This window comes from Streptomyces sp. 1331.2 (assembly GCF_900199205.1).
GTDB lineage: Bacteria > Actinomycetota > Actinomycetes > Streptomycetales > Streptomycetaceae > Kitasatospora.
The window spans coordinates 2578985-2598350 of sequence record NZ_OBMJ01000001.1 but is presented as its reverse complement, the minus strand read 5'-3'; the positions used below and the strand labels follow the sequence as shown (position 1 = coordinate 2598350).

Annotated in this window: 15 protein-coding genes; 9 read left to right on the top strand and 6 right to left on the bottom strand. The window is 72.0% G+C overall.

The genetic code is table 11. The annotated features are described in order from the left end of the window. Positions 1–178: 178 nt before the first annotated feature. Positions 179–1819, bottom strand: coding sequence for a M4 family metallopeptidase (locus CRP52_RS10855; RefSeq protein ID WP_097236206.1), 1641 nt, complete (start codon positions 1817–1819; stop codon positions 179–181). Between the two features lie 495 nt (positions 1820–2314). Between CRP52_RS10855 and CRP52_RS10850 the strand changes: the two genes are divergently transcribed. From CRP52_RS10850 to CRP52_RS10840, 3 genes are all read left to right on the top strand, one after another. Continuing rightward, positions 2315–2899: a MarR family winged helix-turn-helix transcriptional regulator gene (locus CRP52_RS10850; protein ID WP_097236205.1), complete on the top strand. Its 585-nt coding sequence runs from the start codon at positions 2315–2317 to the stop codon at positions 2897–2899. 76 nt (positions 2900–2975) lie between these two features. Next, entirely contained in the window at positions 2976–3317 is a 342-nt protein-coding gene (locus CRP52_RS10845; protein ID WP_097236204.1) for a DUF3817 domain-containing protein, read from the top strand. A 294-nt stretch (positions 3318–3611) separates the two neighbouring features. Then, complete coding sequence (locus tag CRP52_RS10840; RefSeq protein WP_097236203.1) at positions 3612–5312, top strand: acyl-CoA mutase large subunit family protein; 1701 nt, start codon at positions 3612–3614, stop codon at positions 5310–5312. Positions 5313–5395: 83 nt separating this feature from the next. Here the strand turns inward: CRP52_RS10840 and CRP52_RS10835 are convergent, their stop codons facing one another. Beyond that, complete coding sequence (locus CRP52_RS10835) at positions 5396–5950, bottom strand: TetR/AcrR family transcriptional regulator (RefSeq protein WP_257033042.1); 555 nt, start codon at positions 5948–5950, stop codon at positions 5396–5398. A 521-nt stretch (positions 5951–6471) separates the two neighbouring features. Between CRP52_RS10835 and CRP52_RS10830 the strand changes: the two genes are divergently transcribed. The 4 genes from CRP52_RS10830 (at position 6472) to CRP52_RS10815 (ending at position 11130) form a co-directional block, all read left to right on the top strand. Next, complete coding sequence (locus CRP52_RS10830; RefSeq protein ID WP_097236202.1) at positions 6472–7473, top strand: tetratricopeptide repeat protein; 1002 nt, start codon at positions 6472–6474, stop codon at positions 7471–7473. A 733-nt stretch (positions 7474–8206) separates the two neighbouring features. Continuing rightward, positions 8207–8878 (top strand): DUF6230 family protein, encoded by a 672-nt coding sequence (locus tag CRP52_RS10825; protein ID WP_097236201.1) that lies wholly within the window; start codon positions 8207–8209, stop codon positions 8876–8878. Positions 8879–9013: 135 nt separating this feature from the next. Next, on the top strand, positions 9014–9703 hold the full coding sequence (locus CRP52_RS10820; protein ID WP_097236200.1) for a DUF6114 domain-containing protein: 690 nt from the start codon (positions 9014–9016) through the stop codon (positions 9701–9703). Continuing rightward, on the top strand, positions 9700–11130 hold the full coding sequence (locus CRP52_RS10815; protein WP_097236199.1) for a hypothetical protein: 1431 nt from the start codon (positions 9700–9702) through the stop codon (positions 11128–11130). Before CRP52_RS10820 ends, CRP52_RS10815 begins: the two co-directional genes overlap by 4 nt. A 108-nt stretch (positions 11131–11238) precedes the next feature. On the opposite strand, the gene pyk is transcribed toward CRP52_RS10815, so the two are convergent. The 3 genes from pyk to pta form a co-directional block, all read right to left on the bottom strand. Beyond that, positions 11239–12666, bottom strand: a complete 1428-nt coding sequence (gene pyk / locus CRP52_RS10810; protein ID WP_097236198.1) for a pyruvate kinase — start codon at positions 12664–12666, stop codon at positions 11239–11241. 94 nt (positions 12667–12760) lie between these two features. Beyond that, complete coding sequence (locus tag CRP52_RS10805) at positions 12761–13984, bottom strand: acetate kinase (protein WP_097236197.1); 1224 nt, start codon at positions 13982–13984, stop codon at positions 12761–12763. Next, positions 13981–16110 (bottom strand): phosphate acetyltransferase, encoded by a 2130-nt coding sequence (gene pta / locus CRP52_RS10800; protein ID WP_097236196.1) that lies wholly within the window; start codon positions 16108–16110, stop codon positions 13981–13983. The genes CRP52_RS10805 and pta overlap by 4 nt, the downstream gene beginning before the upstream one ends. A 178-nt stretch (positions 16111–16288) precedes the next feature. On the opposite strand from pta, the gene CRP52_RS10795 reads away from it, so the two are divergent. Beyond that, complete coding sequence (locus tag CRP52_RS10795; protein ID WP_097236195.1) at positions 16289–16570, top strand: type II toxin-antitoxin system Phd/YefM family antitoxin; 282 nt, start codon at positions 16289–16291, stop codon at positions 16568–16570. Then, the gene (locus tag CRP52_RS10790) at positions 16567–16971 is read left to right on the top strand and encodes a type II toxin-antitoxin system VapC family toxin (protein ID WP_097236194.1); all 405 of its coding nucleotides are present in this window, start codon (positions 16567–16569) and stop codon (positions 16969–16971) included. The genes CRP52_RS10795 and CRP52_RS10790 overlap by 4 nt, the downstream gene beginning before the upstream one ends. Positions 16972–17006: 35 nt before the next feature. Here the strand turns inward: CRP52_RS10790 and glgB are convergent, their stop codons facing one another. Continuing rightward, the gene (gene glgB / locus CRP52_RS10785; protein WP_257032409.1) at positions 17007–19352 is read right to left on the bottom strand and encodes a 1,4-alpha-glucan branching protein GlgB; all 2346 of its coding nucleotides are present in this window, start codon (positions 19350–19352) and stop codon (positions 17007–17009) included. Positions 19353–19366: the final 14 nt, after the last annotated feature.

Genomic DNA, 19366 nt, shown 5'->3' with positions numbered 1-19366 from the left:
TCCCTCCTGGCGGGACTCCGCCAGCCGGGCGGCCTTGACAGCCCCCGGCGCGGCCGGACGCCCGGGGCCTGTCCTGCGACAGGGCCCCGGGCGTCCGGATCCGCTTGCGCCGTACGGTAGTTGGTCCCGTACGTCACGCGTGGGTGGGTCGGCTGCGTTGTGCGCCGTGCGTCGTACGTCAGTTGACGTTGACGGCGGCCCAGGTCGCGGCGACCGCGTTGTACTCGGCGCTGCCGGCGCCGTACAGGTCGGTCGCGGCCTTCAGGGTGCCGGTACGGGCGGCGGCGTAGTTGGTGGTGGAGGTGAAGTAGGTGGTCAGCGCCTTGTACCAGATCTGCGCGGCCTTGTCCCGGCCGATGCCGGCGAGGGTCGAGCCGTTGTAGGTCGGGCTGTTGTAGTTGACGCCGTTGATGGTCTTGGCGCCGCTGCCCTCGGCGAGCAGGTAGAAGAAGTGGTTGGCCACGCCGGAGGAGTAGTGCACGTCCAGGCTGCCGACCGAGGAGGACCAGTAGTCGGCCGAGCGGCCGTCCTTGGAGGGCTGGTCCATGTAGCGCAGCGGGGTGCCGTTGCCGTTCAGGTCGATCTGCTCGCCGATGAGGTAGTCCGGCTTGTCGGTGGCCAGGTTGGCGTACCACTCGACCATGGTGCCGAAGATGTCCGAGGTGCCCTCGTTCAGGCCGCCGGACTCACCCGAGTAGTTCAGGTTGGCGGTGGCGGCGGTGACGCCGTGGGTCATCTCGTGGCCGGCCACGTCGATCTCGGTCAGCGGGTGGGTGTTGCCGGCGCCGTCGCCGTACGACATGCAGAAGCAGGTGTCGGACCAGAACGCGTTCACGTAGTTCTTGCCGTAGTGGACCCGGCTGGCGGCGCCGACGCCGTCGTTGCGGATGCCGCTGCGGCCGAAGGTGTTCTTGTAGAAGTCCCAGGTGGCGGCGGCGCCGAACTGGGCGTCCACGGCGGCCGACTGGCCGTTGGAGGCGGTGCCGTCGCCCCAGGCGTTGTCCGCGTCGGTGTACAGCGTGCCCGAGCCGGAGGTGCGGCCCTTGAGGTCGCTGGTGGACTGGCCGCCGCGGGAGGCGTCCTTGAGCGAGAAGCCGCTGCTGACCTGGGTGGTGGTCAGCGGGACGGTGCCGACGAAGACGCCCTTGCCGGTGCCGGAGGCGGTCCGCACCTGCTCGTGGGTGGAGAGCACCTGGCCGCTCGCGGCATCGGTGACCAGCAGCTGGCTGCTCGGGGTGCCGTCGGCGCGCAGGCCCTCGACGGTGGTCTGGTACGCCAGGCGCGGGGCGCCGTCGGTGGCCCAGACGACCAGCTTGGCGGCACCGGTCTGGTGGACCTCGGTCAGCGGCGACTCGTCCTCGTCGGCGGCGATGCCGATGGTGGACTGCACGGCGCCGGTCGCCTGGGCGGCGGCCTTGTCGGCGGGGATCTGCGGGGTGAGGCTCGGAAGTGCGAGCTGCGCGCCGGTGGCCTTGTCCACGGATATCACCGAGCCGTCGGCCTTCTGGTGCACCACCAGGTCACCGCCCAGGACCGGGAGCCCGGCGAAGGTGCGCTCGTAGCGCAGGTGGCGGGTGCCGTCGGCGTCCACCAGGACGTCCTTGGCCACCAGCTGCTCCTGGCCGCCGAGGGCCAGGGCGTGTGCGACCTTGCCGGCCTGGCCGTTCGCCAGCGCGATCAGGTCGGCACGCTGCTGCGCGGCCTGGGCGGCCGGGGAGACCGGGGAGGGGGCGGCCTGGGCAGCGGTGCTCACCTGGACGACACCGGTGAGCAGGGCGGTGGCGGAGAGTACGGCGACTGCGGCGAGCTTTCGCTTCACGGACGAGTCCTTCCGGGAAACCGCGTGTGGGCGCGGTCGCACCTCGTCCCGGGGGCCGGGGTCGGCTCCTTTGGGGCGGGACGGGCGCTGACGTGCAGGACCCCGAGCGGTCGAGCGGCTGGCCACCGGGGGTGGGGGTGGTGGCTACCGGACGGGGTTGGCGGAAAGCATGACAATCGAGCAAAACAAATGACAGGTCTTGCTCATGAATTGGCCAAGTCCCGCCAGGGGGAAGGAATGTGAACGGGACGACAAACCGGACGAATCACCCCGCCTTGCAGCGGGTTGCCATCCGAACCGAGGCCTGCCGAAGCGGCATTGGCGCGATCGACGGCCAACCCCGTTGCGCCGCACGCACGTTGCGGAGCGTTCACGCCCGTGCAATGTCCTGGTATGGACCTGGCCGTCCGATTGGCGGGATCTCGCCACCCATCCCGCTTGTCCACCATCAGGACAGCTGGTATCACCCGTTCGGTCCGCCGGTACGGTTGGGAGGTGGCCAAGCCCCTCGCTCTCGACTTCGACCCGATCGCCCGCGCCGACGAGCTGTGGACCCGCCGATGGGGCGGAGTCCCCTCGATGGCGGCGATCACCTCGATCATGCGCGCCCACCAGATCCTGCTCTCCCGGGTGGACGCGGTGCTCAAGCCGTACGGGCTGACCTTCGCCCGCTACGAGGCACTGGTGCTGCTCACCTTCAGCCGGACCGGGGAGCTCTCGCTCTCCAAGATCGGCGAGCGGCTCATGGTCCACCCGACCAGCGTGACCAACACCGTCGACCGCCTGGAGCGGGCCGGCCTGGTCGCCCGCCGCCCCAACCCGCTGGACGGCCGCGGCGTGCTGGCCACGATCACCGGGCGCGGCCGCGAGGTGGTCGAGGAGGCCACCCGGGAGCTGATGGCGATGGAGTTCGGGCTGGAGGAGTACGGGCCCGAGCAGTGCCGTCAGGTGTTCGAGCTGCTCAGGCCGCTGCGGGTCGCGGCCGGCGACTTCGACGAGTCGGGCGAGGAGGCGGCGGCGCGAGCTGCGGCCGGGGCTGTGGCCGGGACCGCGGAGGGGGCTGCGGAGGGGACGCCGTGAGGGCGGCTACCCTCGTGGGAGCGGTGCGCGGATCCGGGCGTACCGGCCGAAACTGCCGAGCGACGCGAGGAAGACTATGAAGGCGACCCCCCTGCTGGGCTGGTACCGGGCCCTGGCCATTGCGACCGGTGTGGCGCTGCTGGTGTTCTGCGGCTTCATGGTCGCCAAGTACGGCTTCGGCAAGGCCGAGGAAGTGACCACCTACGTCGCGATGCTGCACGGGTACCTGTACATCGGGTACTTCGTGGTGACCTTCCTGCTCGGGCAGAAGCTGAAGTGGCCGCTCGGCCGACTGGTGCTGACCCTGGCGGCGGGCTGCATCCCGTTCCTCTCCTTCGTCTTCGAGCGCAAGGTGGCCGGCGAGGCCGCCGAACAGCTGACGGCGGGTGCCGGCGCCCGCCAGCCGGCCGGCGTCTGAGCCGACCGGCCACGAGAGGGCCCCTTCCCCGGGTGGGGAAGGGGCCCTCTCGGCGTTCCGGGCAAGGAGGCCTCGTCGCGGAGTCGCGGAGGCAGTCCCCGCCGCAGGCGTCCCCCGTCCGGCCTGCTGCCATCCGTCCGCGCCCCCACCCCTTCCCCCGCTGCCCGCCGCAGGCGTCCCCCGTCCGGCCTGCTGCCATCGACAAGTACTAGGACGTCCGAGTAAATTAGTAGGACGTCCTAATAGCTGTGCCGCCATCGCCCGTGGCGGCCGTACTGAGCGGAGTTCGGGGTCATGGACGCCGAGGAGATCGAGCGCGGCCGGCAGCGCTGGCAGCAGCGGTACGACAAGGCCCGGAAGCGGGACGCGGACTTCACCACCCTCTCCGGTGACGAGGTCGAGCCGGTCTACGGCCCGCCGGCCGGGCAGCCCTACGAGGGCTTCGAGCGGATCGGCTGGCCGGGCGAGTACCCGTACACCCGCGGTCTGCACCCCACCGGCTACCGGGGCCGCACCTGGACCATCCGCCAGTTCGCCGGCTTCGGCAACGCGCAGCAGACCAACGAGCGCTACCGGATGATCCTGGACGCGGGCGGCGGCGGCCTCTCGGTCGCCTTCGACATGCCCACCCTGATGGGCTACGACTCCGACGACCCCAAGTCGCTCGGCGAGGTCGGCCACTGCGGCGTGGCCATCGACTCGGCGGCCGACATGGAGGTGCTGTTCCAGGGCATCCCGCTCGGCGAGGTCACCACCTCGATGACGATCAGCGGCCCGGCCGTCCCGATCTTCTGCATGTACCTGGTCGCCGCCGAGCGCCAGGGCGTGGACCCGGCGGTGCTCAACGGCACCCTGCAGACGGACATCTTCAAGGAGTACATCGCGCAGAAGGAGTGGCTCTTCGCCCCGGAGCCGCACCTGCGCCTGATCGGCGACCTGATGGCGTACTGCGCGGAGGGCATCCCCGCGTACAAGCCGCTGTCCGTCTCCGGCTACCACATCCGCGAGGCCGGGGCGACGGCCGCGCAGGAGCTGGCGTACACCCTCGCGGACGGCTTCGCCTACGTCGAGCTGGGCCTGTCCCGCGGCCTGGACGTGGACGTCTTCGCGCCCGGCCTGTCCTTCTTCTTCGACGCGCACCTGGACTTCTTCGAGGAGATCGCCAAGTTCCGCGCCGCGCGCCGGATCTGGGCCCGCTGGATGCGCGACCGCTTCGGCGCCAAGACCGACAAGGCGCAGTGGCTGCGCTTCCACACCCAGACCGCGGGTGTCTCGCTCACCGCGCAGCAGCCGTACAACAACGTGGTCCGCACCGCCGTCGAGGCGCTGGCCGCGGTGCTCGGCGGCACCAACTCGCTGCACACCAACGCCCTGGACGAGACCCTGGCGCTGCCCTCCGAGCAGGCCGCCGAGATCGCCCTGCGCACCCAGCAGGTGCTGATGGAGGAGACCGGCGTCGCCAACGTGGCCGACCCGCTGGGCGGTTCCTGGTACGTCGAGGCGCTGACCGACCGGATCGAGCAGCAGGCCGAGGCGATCTTCCAGCAGATCTTGAACAAGGCACGTCTGGACAAGGGCCGCGAGGGCCACGAGATCGGCCCGATCACCTCCGGCATCCTGCGCGGCATCGAGGAGGGCTGGTTCACCGGGGAGATCGCCGAGGCGGCCTTCCAGTACCAGCAGGGCGTGGAGAAGGGCGAGAAGCGCGTGGTCGGCGTCAACTGCCACCCGCGCAGCGTCACCCCCGAGTTGGAGATCCTGCGGGTCAGCCACGAGGTCGAGCGCGAGCAGGTGCGCGTGCTGCGCGCGCGCAAGGCGGCGCGGGACGAGGCGGCCGTCCGGGCCGGGCTGGACGCCATGCTGGCGGCTGCGCGTTCGGGCGAGTCGATGATCCCGCCGATGCTGGACGCGGTGCGTGCCGAGGCGACGCTCGGCGAGATCTGCAACGCACTCCGCCAGGAGTGGGGCACCTACCAGGAGAACGCGATGTTCTGATCACGCTGTTCTGAGCGAGCGCGTGACTGCCGCCCGTACGGGGATTCCGTACGGGCGGCTTCGCCGTTCCCGGGCGGGTGGGGTCAGGCGGTGGTGGCGAGGGCGCCGAGGAGGAGGTCGGTGAAGCGGCGGGTCCAGGCCGGGGTGATGGGTTCGCCGCTGACCAGGACGCGGTGTTCGACGGTGCCGGCGATGGTGTCGAAGATGATGTCGACCTCCTCGCGGGCCGCTGCGGCGTCGGTGTCGGCCTCCAGTTCGCCGCGGGCCTGGGCGGCCGCCCGGCCCTGGCGGACCAGCCGCTTCTGCGGGTCGACGATGGCCTCGCGGATGCGGCGGTGCAGCTGGCGGTCCCGGATGCCCTCGGCGAACAGGGCGAGCAGGGCGGCCTGGGTCTCCGGCCGGGCCAGCAGGTCGGCGAACTGGGCGACCACGGCCTCGATGTCGGCCCGCAGGCTGCCGAGGTCGGGCATCACCAGCTCGTCGAAGAGGGTGGCGACGGCGTCGACCACCAGTTCGTTCTTGGACGGCCAGCGGCGGTAGAGGGTGGTCTTGGCGACGCCGGCGCGGCTCGCCACGTGGCCCATGGTGAGTCCACCCCAGCCGTGTTCGGCGAGGGCTTCGCGGGTGGCGTCGAGGATCGCGCGGTCGGCGGCGGCGCTGCGCGGACGGCCCTTGGCACGGGCGGCGTTGGCGGCCTCGGGGGCCGGTTGCGCGGCGTCCGGGGCGGTGCTCGTCCGGGCGGGGGACGCCAGGTGCGGGCTCTCCGGGCTGGCGGGGGGCTGGGCGGCCGGCACCGGGCCTCCTTGCGCTGTACTGGTAAGTAACTTGGGTGGGGCTGGTAACGGTAGCGACTGTCGGCCGATTCGGGCAGTCGGGCCGCCCGGGAAAGTGGGGCAGGTCACGTCCCCGAACCGCCGGTGGGGCTTGCGGGCGGGGCACCGGCTCCAGTTACGCTACGACTCGTAGCGAAAGCAGTGACAACCAGGCGCCGCACCCCGTGGGACGGGGGCGGCGAAGGTGCGGGTGGGGATCCGCGCCGAACGGTTCAGGCTACCGGGGGACGGGCACGACGGCCGGGAACCCGCACCGCGCGGCCCGCGCGGGGCGACTTTCCCGAGGTTGGTGCCCGCGAGCAGCGCGGACGGGGGAGGATGGTCTCATGCAGCCACGGAATTCGCGTCTCAACAGCTCCGCCCTGCGCGGTGCGGTCGACCTCGCCGCAGTGAAGGCGGCCGGCGAGGCCGCCCAGAAGGCCGAGCAGGCCCGGGCCGAGCGGGCCCGTCAGGCCGCCGCCGCCGAAGCGGACGGCTCCGCCGTCGCCCAGCCCGTCCACCAGCTCGTCATCGACGTCACCGAGGACACCTTCGAGGCGGAGGTCGTCCAGCGCTCCACCGAGGTGCCGGTCGTCATCGACTTCTGGGCCGAGTGGTGCGGCCCCTGCAAGCAGCTCAGCCCGATCCTGGAGGGCCTGGCCGAGGAGTACGCCGGCCGCTTCGTGCTCGCCAAGATCGACGTGGACGCCAACCAGCTGCTCGCCCAGCAGTTCGGCATCCAGGGCATCCCGGCCGTGATGGCCGTGGTGGCCGGCCAGCTGGTGCCGCTGTTCCAGGGCGCGGAGAGCGCCGCCAACGTCCGCAAGGTGCTGGACCAGCTGATCCTGGTCGCCGAGCAGCGCTTCGGCGTGGGGGGCCTGGCCGGCGGCGCGGTCGCCCCGGGCGAGGCCCCGGCCGCCGCCCCGCAGCGCCCCGAGGACCCGGCGCTGTCCGCCGCGCACGACGCGCTGGACGCCGGCGACCTGGGCGGTGCCATCCAGGCGTACAAGAACGTGCTGGCCGGCGAACCCGGCAACACCGAGGCGAAGTTGGGCCTGGCCCAGGCCGAACTGCTGCAGCGGATCGAGGGCCTGGACCTGCAGACCGTCCGGGCGGCGGCCGCGGCCGACCCGAAGGACGTCGGGGTCCAGCTCCAGGCCGCCGACCTGGACCTGGTCGGCGGCCACGTCGAGGACGCCTTCGGGCGCCTGGTGGACACCGTCGGGCGGACGGCCGGCGAGGACCGGGACACCGTCCGGCTGCGCCTGCTGGAGCTGTTCGAGGTGATCGGCCCGGAGGACCCGCGGGTCGTCACGGCCCGTGCGGCGCTGGCGCGCGTGCTGTTCTGAGGCTGCCGCGGGCCCGGTTCGGGCGCGGTCCGCGTCCGGTCCGGGCGCATGGTCTGGCACAGCGGATGACCTGCGGTGTCGCCAGGTGATTTGGCGACAATCCGGTCAACCGGGCGGACGTTTACCAAATCTTGATTTCACCCGTGGGTGGTCACGCTAAGTGATCACCCACGGGTGTTTCGCTCGTGTTTCCGGCAGATTTCGCCGTCCAGTTTCCGCCAAGTCGTCACGCACGGTATAAATCGCGCGCATTTCATGATCGACGTCGCCGGATGTTGCATTACCCGTCAGTAAGGCACCCCTTGTGCTTCGCCCGGGATTCAAGCACGATCGGCGACGCCCGGTCCCAGACTCCACACCCTCCGACAGCCGGTCGGCACGCGGAGCGCGGGATCCCCACCGGGCGATCCGCCGGCCCCGGCCGGCGGTAGGGAGGGCAGGGGGGTATCCGCGGTCCCACGGCGGTTCCTGTCCTTTTACGGCCGCGCGGCCCTGCGCGGTCGCTGGTTGTCGCTCGGGGGTGATCGCCGATGTCGTCGGTCCTGCCCGCCGCCCCGCAAGGACGGTCGGTGCTCGGCCGGGAGGGCCGCTGTACGCAGGCCGCTCCCGCGTCCGACGACGCCCAAGGCGCTCTCCGCTACCGAGGACGTAGCTCTCTCCCATCCCAGGCCCCCACCGGCGCTGGACGCGCCGCCGGGGAGCCGGAGATGTACGTCCTAGAAGGAGGACTCGCATGTCCCAGACCTACGGCAAGACCCGCTGGAAGCGCTTCGCCCTGGTGATGGTGCCGAGCGTCGCGGCCACCGCGATGGTCGGCGTGTCGATCGCCAACAGTGCGCTCGCCGCCTCGTTCAGCATTTCCGGCCAGCAGTTCAAGGTGAGCACCACCCACCTTGAGGGCAGTCACTTCGCGCAGTTCGGCACCGTCGACATCGAGGCCAGCGGCCAGCCGCACCCGGTCGCCGTCTCGGCCTTCGACTCGGCCGACATCACCAACCTGTGCCAGTCCGTGGTGACCGACCTGTCCGGCTTCGGCCTCGGGAAGATCACCCTCCAGCTGAACGCCGGTGGCCCGGGCAGCAAGCCGGTGCACGCCGACAACCTGCTCATCGACCTGGAGCAGCTGAAGGCCGACGCGACATTCAAGAACATCAACATCGGCCAGGACGCCTCCACGCTTTCCGGTGCGGCGACCCAGGGCTGGAAGCCTCACCAGAAGGTCACCGACGCGGGTGGCGGCAAGGGCCTGCCGACCGGTGCCACCGGCTTCGCCCAGGCCGCGGACTCGGCCATCCTGGACAACGTCCAGCAGACCGCCCGCGCCACCTCGGCCGGCAACTTCGTCCTGAGCGGCCTGAACCTGTCGCTCAAGAAGGGCGACGGCCCGGGCATCGAGTGCTTCTGAGCCCTTCCTGACGGTGCGCCCACGGGCGCGCCCGACTGACGGGTCTTCGCGGGCCGGGGGCGGCGGGGTCATCACCGCCGTTCCCGGCCTCATGCCAATCGTTCTTCCCTCGTAGCGATGTCGAGGAGCTGCACCATGTCCAGCGCAACGGTCGAACCCCGGACCGGCCACCAGAATCCGATCGGGTGGCTCTGGCGGCACTTCCGTGAATTCCGCCGCACCAGGCCCTTCTGGGGCGGCCTGCTGGCCATGATCGCCGGCGGCCCGATCCTCTACTTCCCGTACGCGCACCTGTCGCTCGGCGGCCTGACCATCGCGATGTCCACCACGGCCGGCGCCGGGTCGATGATCATCGGGGTGCTGATGATCATCCTCGGGCTCACCGGGTGGTTCCAGCCCGCCGTCCGGGTCTTCGCGGGCATCGCGACCATCCTGCTCACGCTGATCTCCATACCGGTCTCCAACCTGGCGGGCTTCGGACTGGCGCTGCTGCCGGGCCTGATCGGCGGCGGCCTGATGGTCTCCTGGGCGCCGCTGCCGGAGCCCAAGGCCGAGTCGGCGCACCGGCGCCGCCGCAAGGGCAAGGCGGCCGAGGCCGGGAACGCGGTGGCGGAGAGCGTCGCCGCCGAGCCGGCTGAGGCACCCACCGCCGCAGACACCGCCGCAGACACCGCCGCCGAGACGCCCACCGCCGAGACGCCCACCGCCCAGCTGCCCGCCCAGGGCGCGCCGCAGGAGCCGGGCGCCGGTGCCGCCGCCGAACCGGCCGCCGGTGCCACCCTCCCGAAGCAGGCCGGCGCCGCTGATCCGGAGGGGGCACGGTGACCGGGCCGGCCGAGCAAGCCGACGGCACAGCCGTCCCCGCGCAGCGTTCCGGCCGGCACGCGGCCCCGCGCACGCCCGTACGGGCCCGGCTGAGAGGCCGTGCGCTGGCCATGGCCGCGGTGCCGACCGCGCTGCTGATGGCCGCCGCCTACACGCCCAACCCGGCGCTCGCCGAGTCCGCGGCGGGCAAGCCGTGCGGGAACGCGCCGGTGGCCGTGCCGGACGTCGCGCCGATCGAGACGCCCGTCCCCAAGAGCGAGCTGCCCGAGCCGCCGGGCCCGTCCACCGTGCCGAGCACGGCGCCCACCCAGACGCCGACCCAAGCACCGACCCACACGCCCACCCAGGTGCCGACCCAGGCGCCGACCGGCGCTCCCGTCCAGCAGCCCACCTCGCCGGTCAAGCCGCCGTCCGCCTCGACGCCGACCACCCAGCCGCCCGCCGCCCGCTCGGCCACCAACGGCGGCTCGGTGGCGAGCAGCGCGGTCTACCCGGACAGCAGCACCGGCACCGGCACGGTGGCCCGGACGGGCCTGATCGACGACATCGTCGGCGGCATCAACCACCTGCTGAACCCGAGCGCCTCGCCCAGCCCGAGCGCCAGCCCGACCGCCGGCGCCACCGCCACGCAGGGCACGACCCCGGCGCCCGCGCCCACCCCGGCCGCCCCGGCTCCGCGTGCGGGCACCCCGGCCCAGCCGGCCCCGGCCGCCGCCGGCCAGGGCGCCGCGCCCACCGCGGCCCAGCCGTCCGGCGGCGCGCCCTCCGCCGCCGCGACGCCGACCGGCAAGGCGAGCCCCAAGGCGACGCCCACCGCGGGCGCCTCCGGCACCGCCTCGCCCACCGCGACGCCCACTCCCACCGGGACGCCCACCGACAACCCCAACTGCGCTGTGGACACCCGGAGCCTGACCGCCGGTGCGGCCGCCTCCGGCCAGGTCGTCCCGGAGCAGAACTGGACGCTGAACACCAGCCGGCTCGCCCTGCACGGCGCAGCGTTCCACGGCGTCTACGACGTGAAGACCCCGACCGGCACCAAGCGGGTGCTGAAGTTCGTGGTCGACAGCGTGGACATCGACAACCTCGACATGTCGACCCTGGAGGGCAACGGCGTGACCTTCCACGTCCAGGGCGCCCCGGGTTCCACCTCGACCATGCGCAACGGCCAGGTCACCATGTACGTGGAACGGCTGACCGGCCACCTCTCCAAGGTGCTCGGCCTGCCGCTCCCGGTCGACCTGGGCGAGATCACCCTGACGCCGGACACCCTGCCGCGCTGGCTGTACGACCTGATCGGCGCCATCCCGATCCCGCTGGAGCTGGAGCTGACCGGCGTCACCGCCAAGCAGGCCGGCCAGTTCGGCGGCACCCTGCACATCCCCGGGATGCACCTGTTCAACGACAACGCGCCCTACAGCGACAAGTAGCAGCACGTAGCGACAACCAGCCCGCGAGCAGCGGCAGTCGACGCACAACGCCCGTGGGGCGGCCCTCCGAGGAGGACCGCCCCACGGGCGTTCGGGCGTGACGGGTGCTCACTCGCCCCGGGTGCCCAGGTGGTGAACCTGCACCATGTTGGTGGTGCCGGGGATGCCGACCGGCACACCGGCGGTGACGATGACGGTGTCGCCCTCGTCGAGCCGGCGCATCTTCAGCAGCTCGCGGTCGACCTGCGCGACCATCGCGTCGGTGGTGGCGACCTGCTCGGTCACGTACGCCTCGACGCCCCAGCTCAGCGAGAGCTGGTTGCGGGTCGCGGTGTCCGGGGTGAAGGCGATCACCGGGATCGGCGAGCGGTAGCGCGACAGCCGGCGGGCGGTGTCACCGGACTTGGTGAACGCGACCAGCGCCTTGCCGTCGAGGAAGTCGCCCAGCTCGCACGCGGCGCGGGCGACCGAGCCGCCCTGGGTGCGCGGCTTGCGGCCCGGGTTGAGCGGCTGCAGGCCCTGGGAGACCAGCTCCTCCTCGGCCTTCTCGCAGATCCGGCTCATGGTGCGGACGGTCTCGACCGGGTACTTGCCGACGCTGGACTCGGCGGAGAGCATGACCGCGTCGGCGCCGTCCAGGATGGCGTTGGCGACGTCGGAGACCTCGGCGCGGGTCGGGCGCGAGGCGTGGATCATCGACTCCATCATCTGGGTGGCGACGATGACCGGCTTGGCGTTGCGGCGGGCCAGGGTGACCAGCTGCTTCTGGACCAGCGGGACCCGCTCCAGCGGATACTCCACGGCGAGGTCGCCGCGGGCGACCATGATGGCGTCGAAGGCGAGGACGATCTCCTCCATGGCCTCGACGGCCTGCGGCTTCTCGATCTTGGCGATGACCGGCACGCGGATGCCGACCTCGTCCATGACCTCGTGGACGTCCTTGATGTCCTCCGCGTTGCGGACGAAGGACAGGGCGACCATGTCGACGCCCAGGCGCAGTGCGAAGCGCAGGTCGTCCTTGTCCTTCTCGGACAGGGCGGGCACGTTCACGGCCGCGCCGGGCAGGTTGATGCCCTTGTTGTTCGAGAGCACGCCGCCCTCGACGACCACGGTCTTCACCCGCGGGCCGTCGACGCTGACGACCTCCAGGGCGATGACGCCGTCGTTGATCAGGATCGGGTCGCCGGGCTTCACGTCGCCGGGCAGGCCCTTGTAGGTGGTGCCGCAGATGTGCTGGTCACCGGGGACGTCCTCGGTGGTGATGGTGAACTCGTCGCCGTTGTCGACGGTCACCGGGCCGTTGGCGAAGGTCGCCAGACGGATCTTCGGACCCTGGAGGTCGGCCAGGACGCCGATGGCCTTGCCGGTGTCCTCCGAGACCTGGCGGACCTTGCGGTACCGCTCCTCGTGGTCAGCGTGGTTGCCGTGGCTCATGTTCAGTCGGGCGACGTTCATGCCCGCCTCGACGATGGCCTTCAGCTGTTCGTAGGAGTCCGTCGCCGGACCCAGGGTGCAGACAATTTTCGCTCGGCGCATATCGATCAGTCTATCTGTTCGGGTTATGGGCGCATTCGGCATGTATCGGTAGGAATCGCCGACGAATAATTCCGCGGAGTGAGACGATTCCGTGTCAGTCCGCGGACTCCTGGCTCTCCCGGTGCACCAGCGCGAAGGCCTGCCGGGCGATCTCCAGCTCCTCGTCGGTGGGCACCACCGCGACCGCCACCCGGGCGTACTCGGGCGAGATGATCCGGGCCTCGCCCGAGCGCACCGAGTTCAGCTCCGGGTCCACGGCGATGCCCAGGTCGTCCAGCCCCGCGGTGGCCGCCGCCCGCACCGGCGCCGCGTTCTCGCCGACCCCCGCGGTGAACGCGATCGCGTCCACCCGGCCGAGCACCGCGTAGTAGCCGCCGATGTACTTGCGCAGCCGGTGGACGTACGCGTCGAAGGCGAGCCGGGCGTCCGCGTCTCCCTCGTCCGCCCGCCGCATGATCTCGCGCATGTCGTTCTCGCCGCACAGGCCGCGCAGGCCGCTGCGGCGGTTGAGCAGGTCGTCGATCTCGTCGATCGACAGCCCGCCGACCCGGTGCAGGTGGAACACCACGCCGGCGTCGATGTCGCCCGAGCGGGTGCCCATGACCAGGCCCTCCAGCGGGGTCAGGCCCATCGAGGTGTCCACGCAGCGGCCGCCGCTGACCGCCGAGGCGGAGGCGCCGTTGCCCAGGTGCAGCACGATCACGTTGACCTCGGCCGGGTCCTTGCCGAGCAGCCGCGCGGTGGCCCGCGAGACGTACTGGTGCGAGGTGCCGTGGAAGCCGTAGCGGCGCACCCGGTGCTCGTCGGCGACGGCCCGGTCGATGGCGTACCGGGCCGCGTACTCGGGCATCGAGGCGTGGAAGGCGGTGTCGAAGACGGCCACCTGGGGGAGGTCGGGGCGCAGCGCCCGGGCCACCTCGATGCCGGTGATGTTGGCCGGGTTGTGCAGCGGGGCGACCGGGATCAGCCGGCGGATCTCCCGCAGCACCTCGTCGGTGATCACGGTCGGCTCGGTGAACCGCTTGCCGCCGTGCACCACCCGGTGGCCGATCGCGGCCAGCTCGGGGGAGTCCAGCCCGAGGCCGTCGGCGGCCAACTCCTCGGCGACGGCCTTGAGCGCGGCGGAGTGGTCCGGGAAGACCTGCGAGGCCTCGCGCCGCTCGCCCGCGCGCGGGGTGTGCACCAGGCGGCCGCCGGCCTCCCCGATCCGCTCGACCAGCCCGGAGGCCAGCCGGGCGCCGTCCAGCATGTCGATCAGCTGGTACTTCACCGACGAGGAGCCGGCGTTCAGCACGAGAACGCGCGTTCCTTCACTCATGCCTGCGGCTCCTTGCGGTCCTGCGACTGGATGGCGGTGATCGCGACGGTGTTGACGATGTCCTGCACCAGCGCCCCGCGCGAGAGGTCGTTGACGGGCTTGCGCAGCCCCTGCAGCACCGGGCCGACCGCGACGGCCCCGGCCGAGCGCTGGACGGCCTTGTAGGTGTTGTTGCCGGTGTTGAGGTCAGGGAAGATCAGCACGCTCGCCCGCCCGGCCACCGGCGAGCCCGGCAGCTTGGTGGCGGCGACGTGCTCGTCCACCGCCGCGTCGTACTGGATCGGGCCCTCGACCAGGATGTCCGGCCGCAGCTCACGGACCAGCTCGGTGGCCTTGCGCACCTTGTCGACGTCCGCGCCGGAGCCGGAGGTCCCGGTCGAGTAGGAGAGCATCGCGACCCTCGGCTCCACCCCGAACTGGGCGGCGGTGGCGGCGGCCTGGATCGCGATGTCGGCCAGCTGCTGGGCGTCCGGGTCGGGGTTGACCGCGCAGTCGCCGTACACCAGCACCTTGTCGGCCAGGCACATGAAGAAGACGGAGGAGACGATCGAGGCGCCCGGCGAGGTCTTGATCACCTCGAAGGCGGGCCGGATGGTGGCCGCGGTGGAGTGCACCGCGCCGGACACCATGCCGTCGGCGATGCCCTCCTGGACCATCAGGGTGCCGAAGTAGGAGACGTCGGTGACCACGTCCAGGGCCAGTTCGACGGTCATCCCCTTGTGCGCCCGCAGCCGGGCGTACAGCTCGGCGAACTGGCGGCGCAATGGGCTGGTGGTCGGGTCGACGATCCGGACCTGGGCGCGGTCGGCCCCCGCCTCCGGCTGCGGCAGCTCGATGCCCAGGCCCGCGGCCTTGCGGCGCACCGCGTCCGGCTCGCCGAGCAGGGTGAGGTCGCAGATGTTGCGGCGCAGCAGGATCTCGGCCGCGCGCAGCACCCGCTCCTCGGTGCCCTCGGGCAGCACGACGTGCCGGCGGGCGGCCCGGGCGCGCTCCAGCAGCTCGTGCTCGAACATCATCGGGGTGACCCGCTCGGACCGGCCGACCTCGATCCGGTTGGTCAACTCGGCGGTGTCGACGTGCAGTTCGAACAGGCCGAGGGCGATCTCGGCCTTCCGCGGGCTGGCCGCGGTGAGCTTGCCCTCCAGGTGGGTCAGGGTGGCGGCGGTCGGCCAGCTGCCCTCCGGGACGACTGCGACCGGGGTGCCGGGGGCGAGCCGGGCCGCCAGGGCCATCACGTTCGGGCCCGGGTGCTGGCCCAGCGTCAGCAGCACGCCGGCGATCGGCGGGGCGCCGGCGGCGTGCGCGGCCAGCGAGCCGACCACCAGGTCCGCGCGGTCCCCGGGGGTGACGACCAGCGCGCCCTCGGTCAGCGCGTCGAGGAAGGTCGGCAGCATGGCGCCGCCGAAGACGTAGCCGCGCACGTCGCGGGCCAGGCCGGCGGCGTCGCCGAGCAGCACCTCGGCGCCGGTCGCCTCGACCAGCTGCGCCACGGTCGGCGCGGCCAGGGCAGGCTCCTCCGGGATGACGTAGGCGGGGATCGGCAGCTTCTCGGTGAGCGCCCGCTGGATCCGCTGCTTGGCGCCCGGGGCGACCCGGTTGGCGATCATCGCCAGGGTCTCGCAGCCGAGGTCGGTGTACGCCCGGTGGGCGTTGCGGACCTCGGCGATCACGGCCTCCGGGTCCTCGCTGTGCCCGCCGACCACCGGCAGCACCGCGGCGCCGAACTCGTTGGCCAGGCGGGCGTTGAAGGCCAGTTCGTCCGGGATGTTGGTGTCGGCGAAGTCGGTGCCGAGCACCAGGACGGCCTGGCACCGCCGCTCCAGCGCGCGGAAGCGGTCGACCAGGACGGAGACCAGCTCGTCCTGCCCCTGCGCGGCCTGCAGCGCCGCGGCCTCCTCGTAGGTGAGGCCGTACAGCTCGGAGCTCGGCAGGTCGATCCGGTAGCGGCCGTGCAGCAGCTCGACCACGTGGTCCGAGCCCGGCTGCCCGGGCGCGGCGGCGTGCACCAGCGGGCGGAAGACCCCGACCCGGTCCACCTGGCGGGTGAGCAGTTCCATGACCCCGAGTTCGACCGCCTGCCGGCCGTCCCCCCGGTCGATCCCGGTCACGTACACGCTGCGCGCCACGTGGATGTCTCCGTCCCGTCGTCTCGGAAGGTGGTCACATCGACCCTACCTTCGCACCCCGAACACCCGTCCGCGAGCAGAGCTGCCCCCGCCGGGCAAGGGGCGAACGGCCTGAGCTCGGGATTTGCGCGGCCCTTCACCCTTGATGTACCTACATGATGTAGTTACATTGGCTGGTATGGAGACCATGGGACTGCGTGAGCTGAACCAGAACCCGTCGAAGGCAGTCGCGCGGGTCCGGGCCGGCGCGACGATCGTCGTGACCGACCGCGGGCGGCCCGTGCTGAGACTGGTGCCGGAAACGGCTCCGGAGACGACCCTCGAACGGATGGTCGCGGCGGGCGAGGTCACGCCGCCCGCCGACCAGGGCATGCCCGAACTGGCCCTCGATCTGCTGCCGGACGTCGGTAGCCTGTCGGACCTGCTGATCGAAGACCGAGACCGGGAGCGCAACCGTTGATCTACCTCGACTCGTGTGCGCTGCTCAAGTTCATCAAGCCGGAGCCCGAGACGGCCGCGCTGCGCGCTTGGCGGCAGGCGCTCCCCGACGGCACCGAATTGATCACCAGCGAGCTGGCCCGACTGGAGATCACCCGCACGCTGCTCCGAGCGGGCATCTCGCACCAGCTGGTCCCGTACCACGTCGACCAAGCGCTCCGGGGCGCCTACCGGGTCGACCTCAGCAGCGCGGTGCTCGCCAGGGCGCTCGCCTACCGCACCCCACGGTTGGGATCGCTGGACGCGCTCCATCTGGCCAGCGCCGAGCCGTTCCGGGCCGAACTCACCGACTTCGTCACCTACGACCGCGAGCTCGGCCGGGCAGCCGAGGAGCTCGGGTTTCCGGTCACTGCTCCGAGGTGAGTGCCCGCCCGTTGCGACGGGCGGGCACTCGGTGGTCAGCGGGACGGGCGGAGCCAGATGGTGGCGAGTGGGGGGAGGATCAGTTCGGCGGAACGGGGCTGGCCGTCCCATGCGACCGGCTCGGCCTTGACCGGGTGGGAGTTGCCGATGCCGCTGCCGCCGTAGGCCTCGGCGTCGGTGTTCAGCACTTCCTCCCACAGCTGGTCGCGGCCGTCCAGGCCGGGCAGGCCGACCCGGCGGCCGTGCCGGACGACCGGGGAGAAGTTGCAGACCGCGACCAGCGGCGAGCCGTCGGCGGCGTAGCGGACGAAGGAGAGCAGGTTGTCGTCGGCGGCGCCGCCGTCGAGCCAGCGGAAGCCGTCCGGGGTGGTGTCCAGCTCCCACAGAGCGGGGGTGTCCAGGTAGCTGCGGTTGAGGTCGCGGACCAGGCGGCGCATCCCGAGGTGGTCCCGGTGGGCCGGCCACTGCTCGTCGAGCACCCACCACTGCGGGCCCTGCTCGTGGTCCCACTCCGCGCCCTGGGCGAACTCCTGCCCCATGTAGAGCAGTTGCTTGCCCGGGTGGGACCACATGAAGCCCAGGTAGGCGCGGTGGTTGGCGCGCTGCTGCCACCAGTCGCCGGGCATCTTGGAGACCAGGGACTGCTTGCCGTGCACGACCTCGTCGTGCGAGATCGGCAGGATGTAGTTCTCGGAGTAGGCGTACACCATCGAGAAGGTGATCTCGTTGTGGTGGTACTTGCGGTGCACCGGCTCCTTGGACATGTAGACCAGCGAGTCGTGCATCCAGCCCATGTTCCACTTCAGCCCGAAGCCGAGGCCGCCGGCGTCGGTGGGCCGGGTGACGCCGTCCCAGGCGGTGGACTCCTCGGCGATGGTGATCACGCCGGGGCAGCGCCGGTAGACGGTGGCGTTCATCTCCTGCAGGAAGGAGGCCGCGTCCAGGTTCTCCCGGCCACCGTGCCGGTTGGGCGTCCAGGCGCCGCCCTCGCGGGAGTAGTCGAGGTAGAGCATGGAGGCGACGGCGTCCACCCGCAGGCCGTCGATGTGGAACTCCTCGCACCAGTAGACCGCGTTGGCGACCAGGAAGTTGCGCACCTCCTTGCGGCCGTAGTCGAACTCCAGGGTTCCCCAGTCGGGGTGTTCGGCGCGCAGCGGGTCGGCGGGCTCGTACAGCGGCTCGCCGTCGAAGCGGGCGAGGGCGAAGTCGTCCTTGGGGAAGTGCGCGGGCACCCAGTCGACGATCACGCCGATGCCGTGCCGGTGCAGGGTGTCCACCAGGTGACGGAAGTCGTCGGGGCTGCCGAGCCGGGCGGTGGGGGCGTAGTAGCCGGACACCTGGTAGCCCCAGGAGCCGCCGAAGGGGTGCTCCATCACCGGCATGAACTCCACGTGGGTGAAGTTCAACTCCTTGAGGTAGCGCGGGAGTTCGTCGGCGATGGCGCGGTAGGTGGTGAGGTCGGGGCGCCAGGACGGCAGGTGCAGCTCGTACACCGACATCGGTGCCCGGTGGTGGGTGGCGCGGGCGCGGCGGGCCATCCACTCGTCGTCCTGCCAGGCGTACGAGGAGGAGGTGACCACCGAGGCGGTGCCGGGCGGGCACTGGGCGGCCCGGGCCAGCGGGTCGGCCTTGTCGAGCACCCAGCCCTGCCGGGTGTGCACCTCGTACTTGTAGGTGGCGCCCTCGGCCAGGCCCGGGACGAACAGCTCCCAGATCCCGGACGAGCCGAGCGAGCGCATCGGGTGCCCGGTGCCGTTCCAGTGGTTGAAGTCGCCGATCAGCCGCACCCCGACGGCGTTCGGCGCCCAGACCGCGAAGGCGGTGCCGGGCACGCCGTCGACGGTGCGCACGTGCGAGCCGAGTGCCCGCCACAGCTGCTCGTGCCGGCCCTCGGAGATCAGGTGCAGGTCGAGTTCGCCGAGGGTGGGGCGGGTGCGGTAGCCGTCGTCCTGGCGCATCGGCTCGCCGCCGGGGTAGGTCACCAGCAGGGAGTAGTCCGGCAGTTCGTCGCCGGCCACCAGTCCGGTGAACAACCCGCCCTGCTGGTGGGTGAGTTCGGCCGGGCCCTGCGGCGTCTCGACGACGACCCGCTCGGCGAAGGGGCGCAGCACCCGGATCGCCGTGCCGCCGTGCACCGGGTGGGCGCCGAGCAGCGCGTGCGGGTCGTGGTGCTGCCCGTTCACCAGCCGGTCCACCTCGGCCGGCGGCAGCGGCGCCTCCGGCAGGCGCAGAGCTCCGACCGGGGCGTCCGAGGAAGGGACCGTCGGAGGATCCGCCGGAAGGGCGGCCGCAGGTTCCTCGGCCCGGGCGGAGGCGGCGGCCCCGGCCAGGAAGATGGCCGGAACGGGGTGGTTGGGGCCGGTCGGGTCGAGCGGCGTCACGGCGTGGTCCTCCT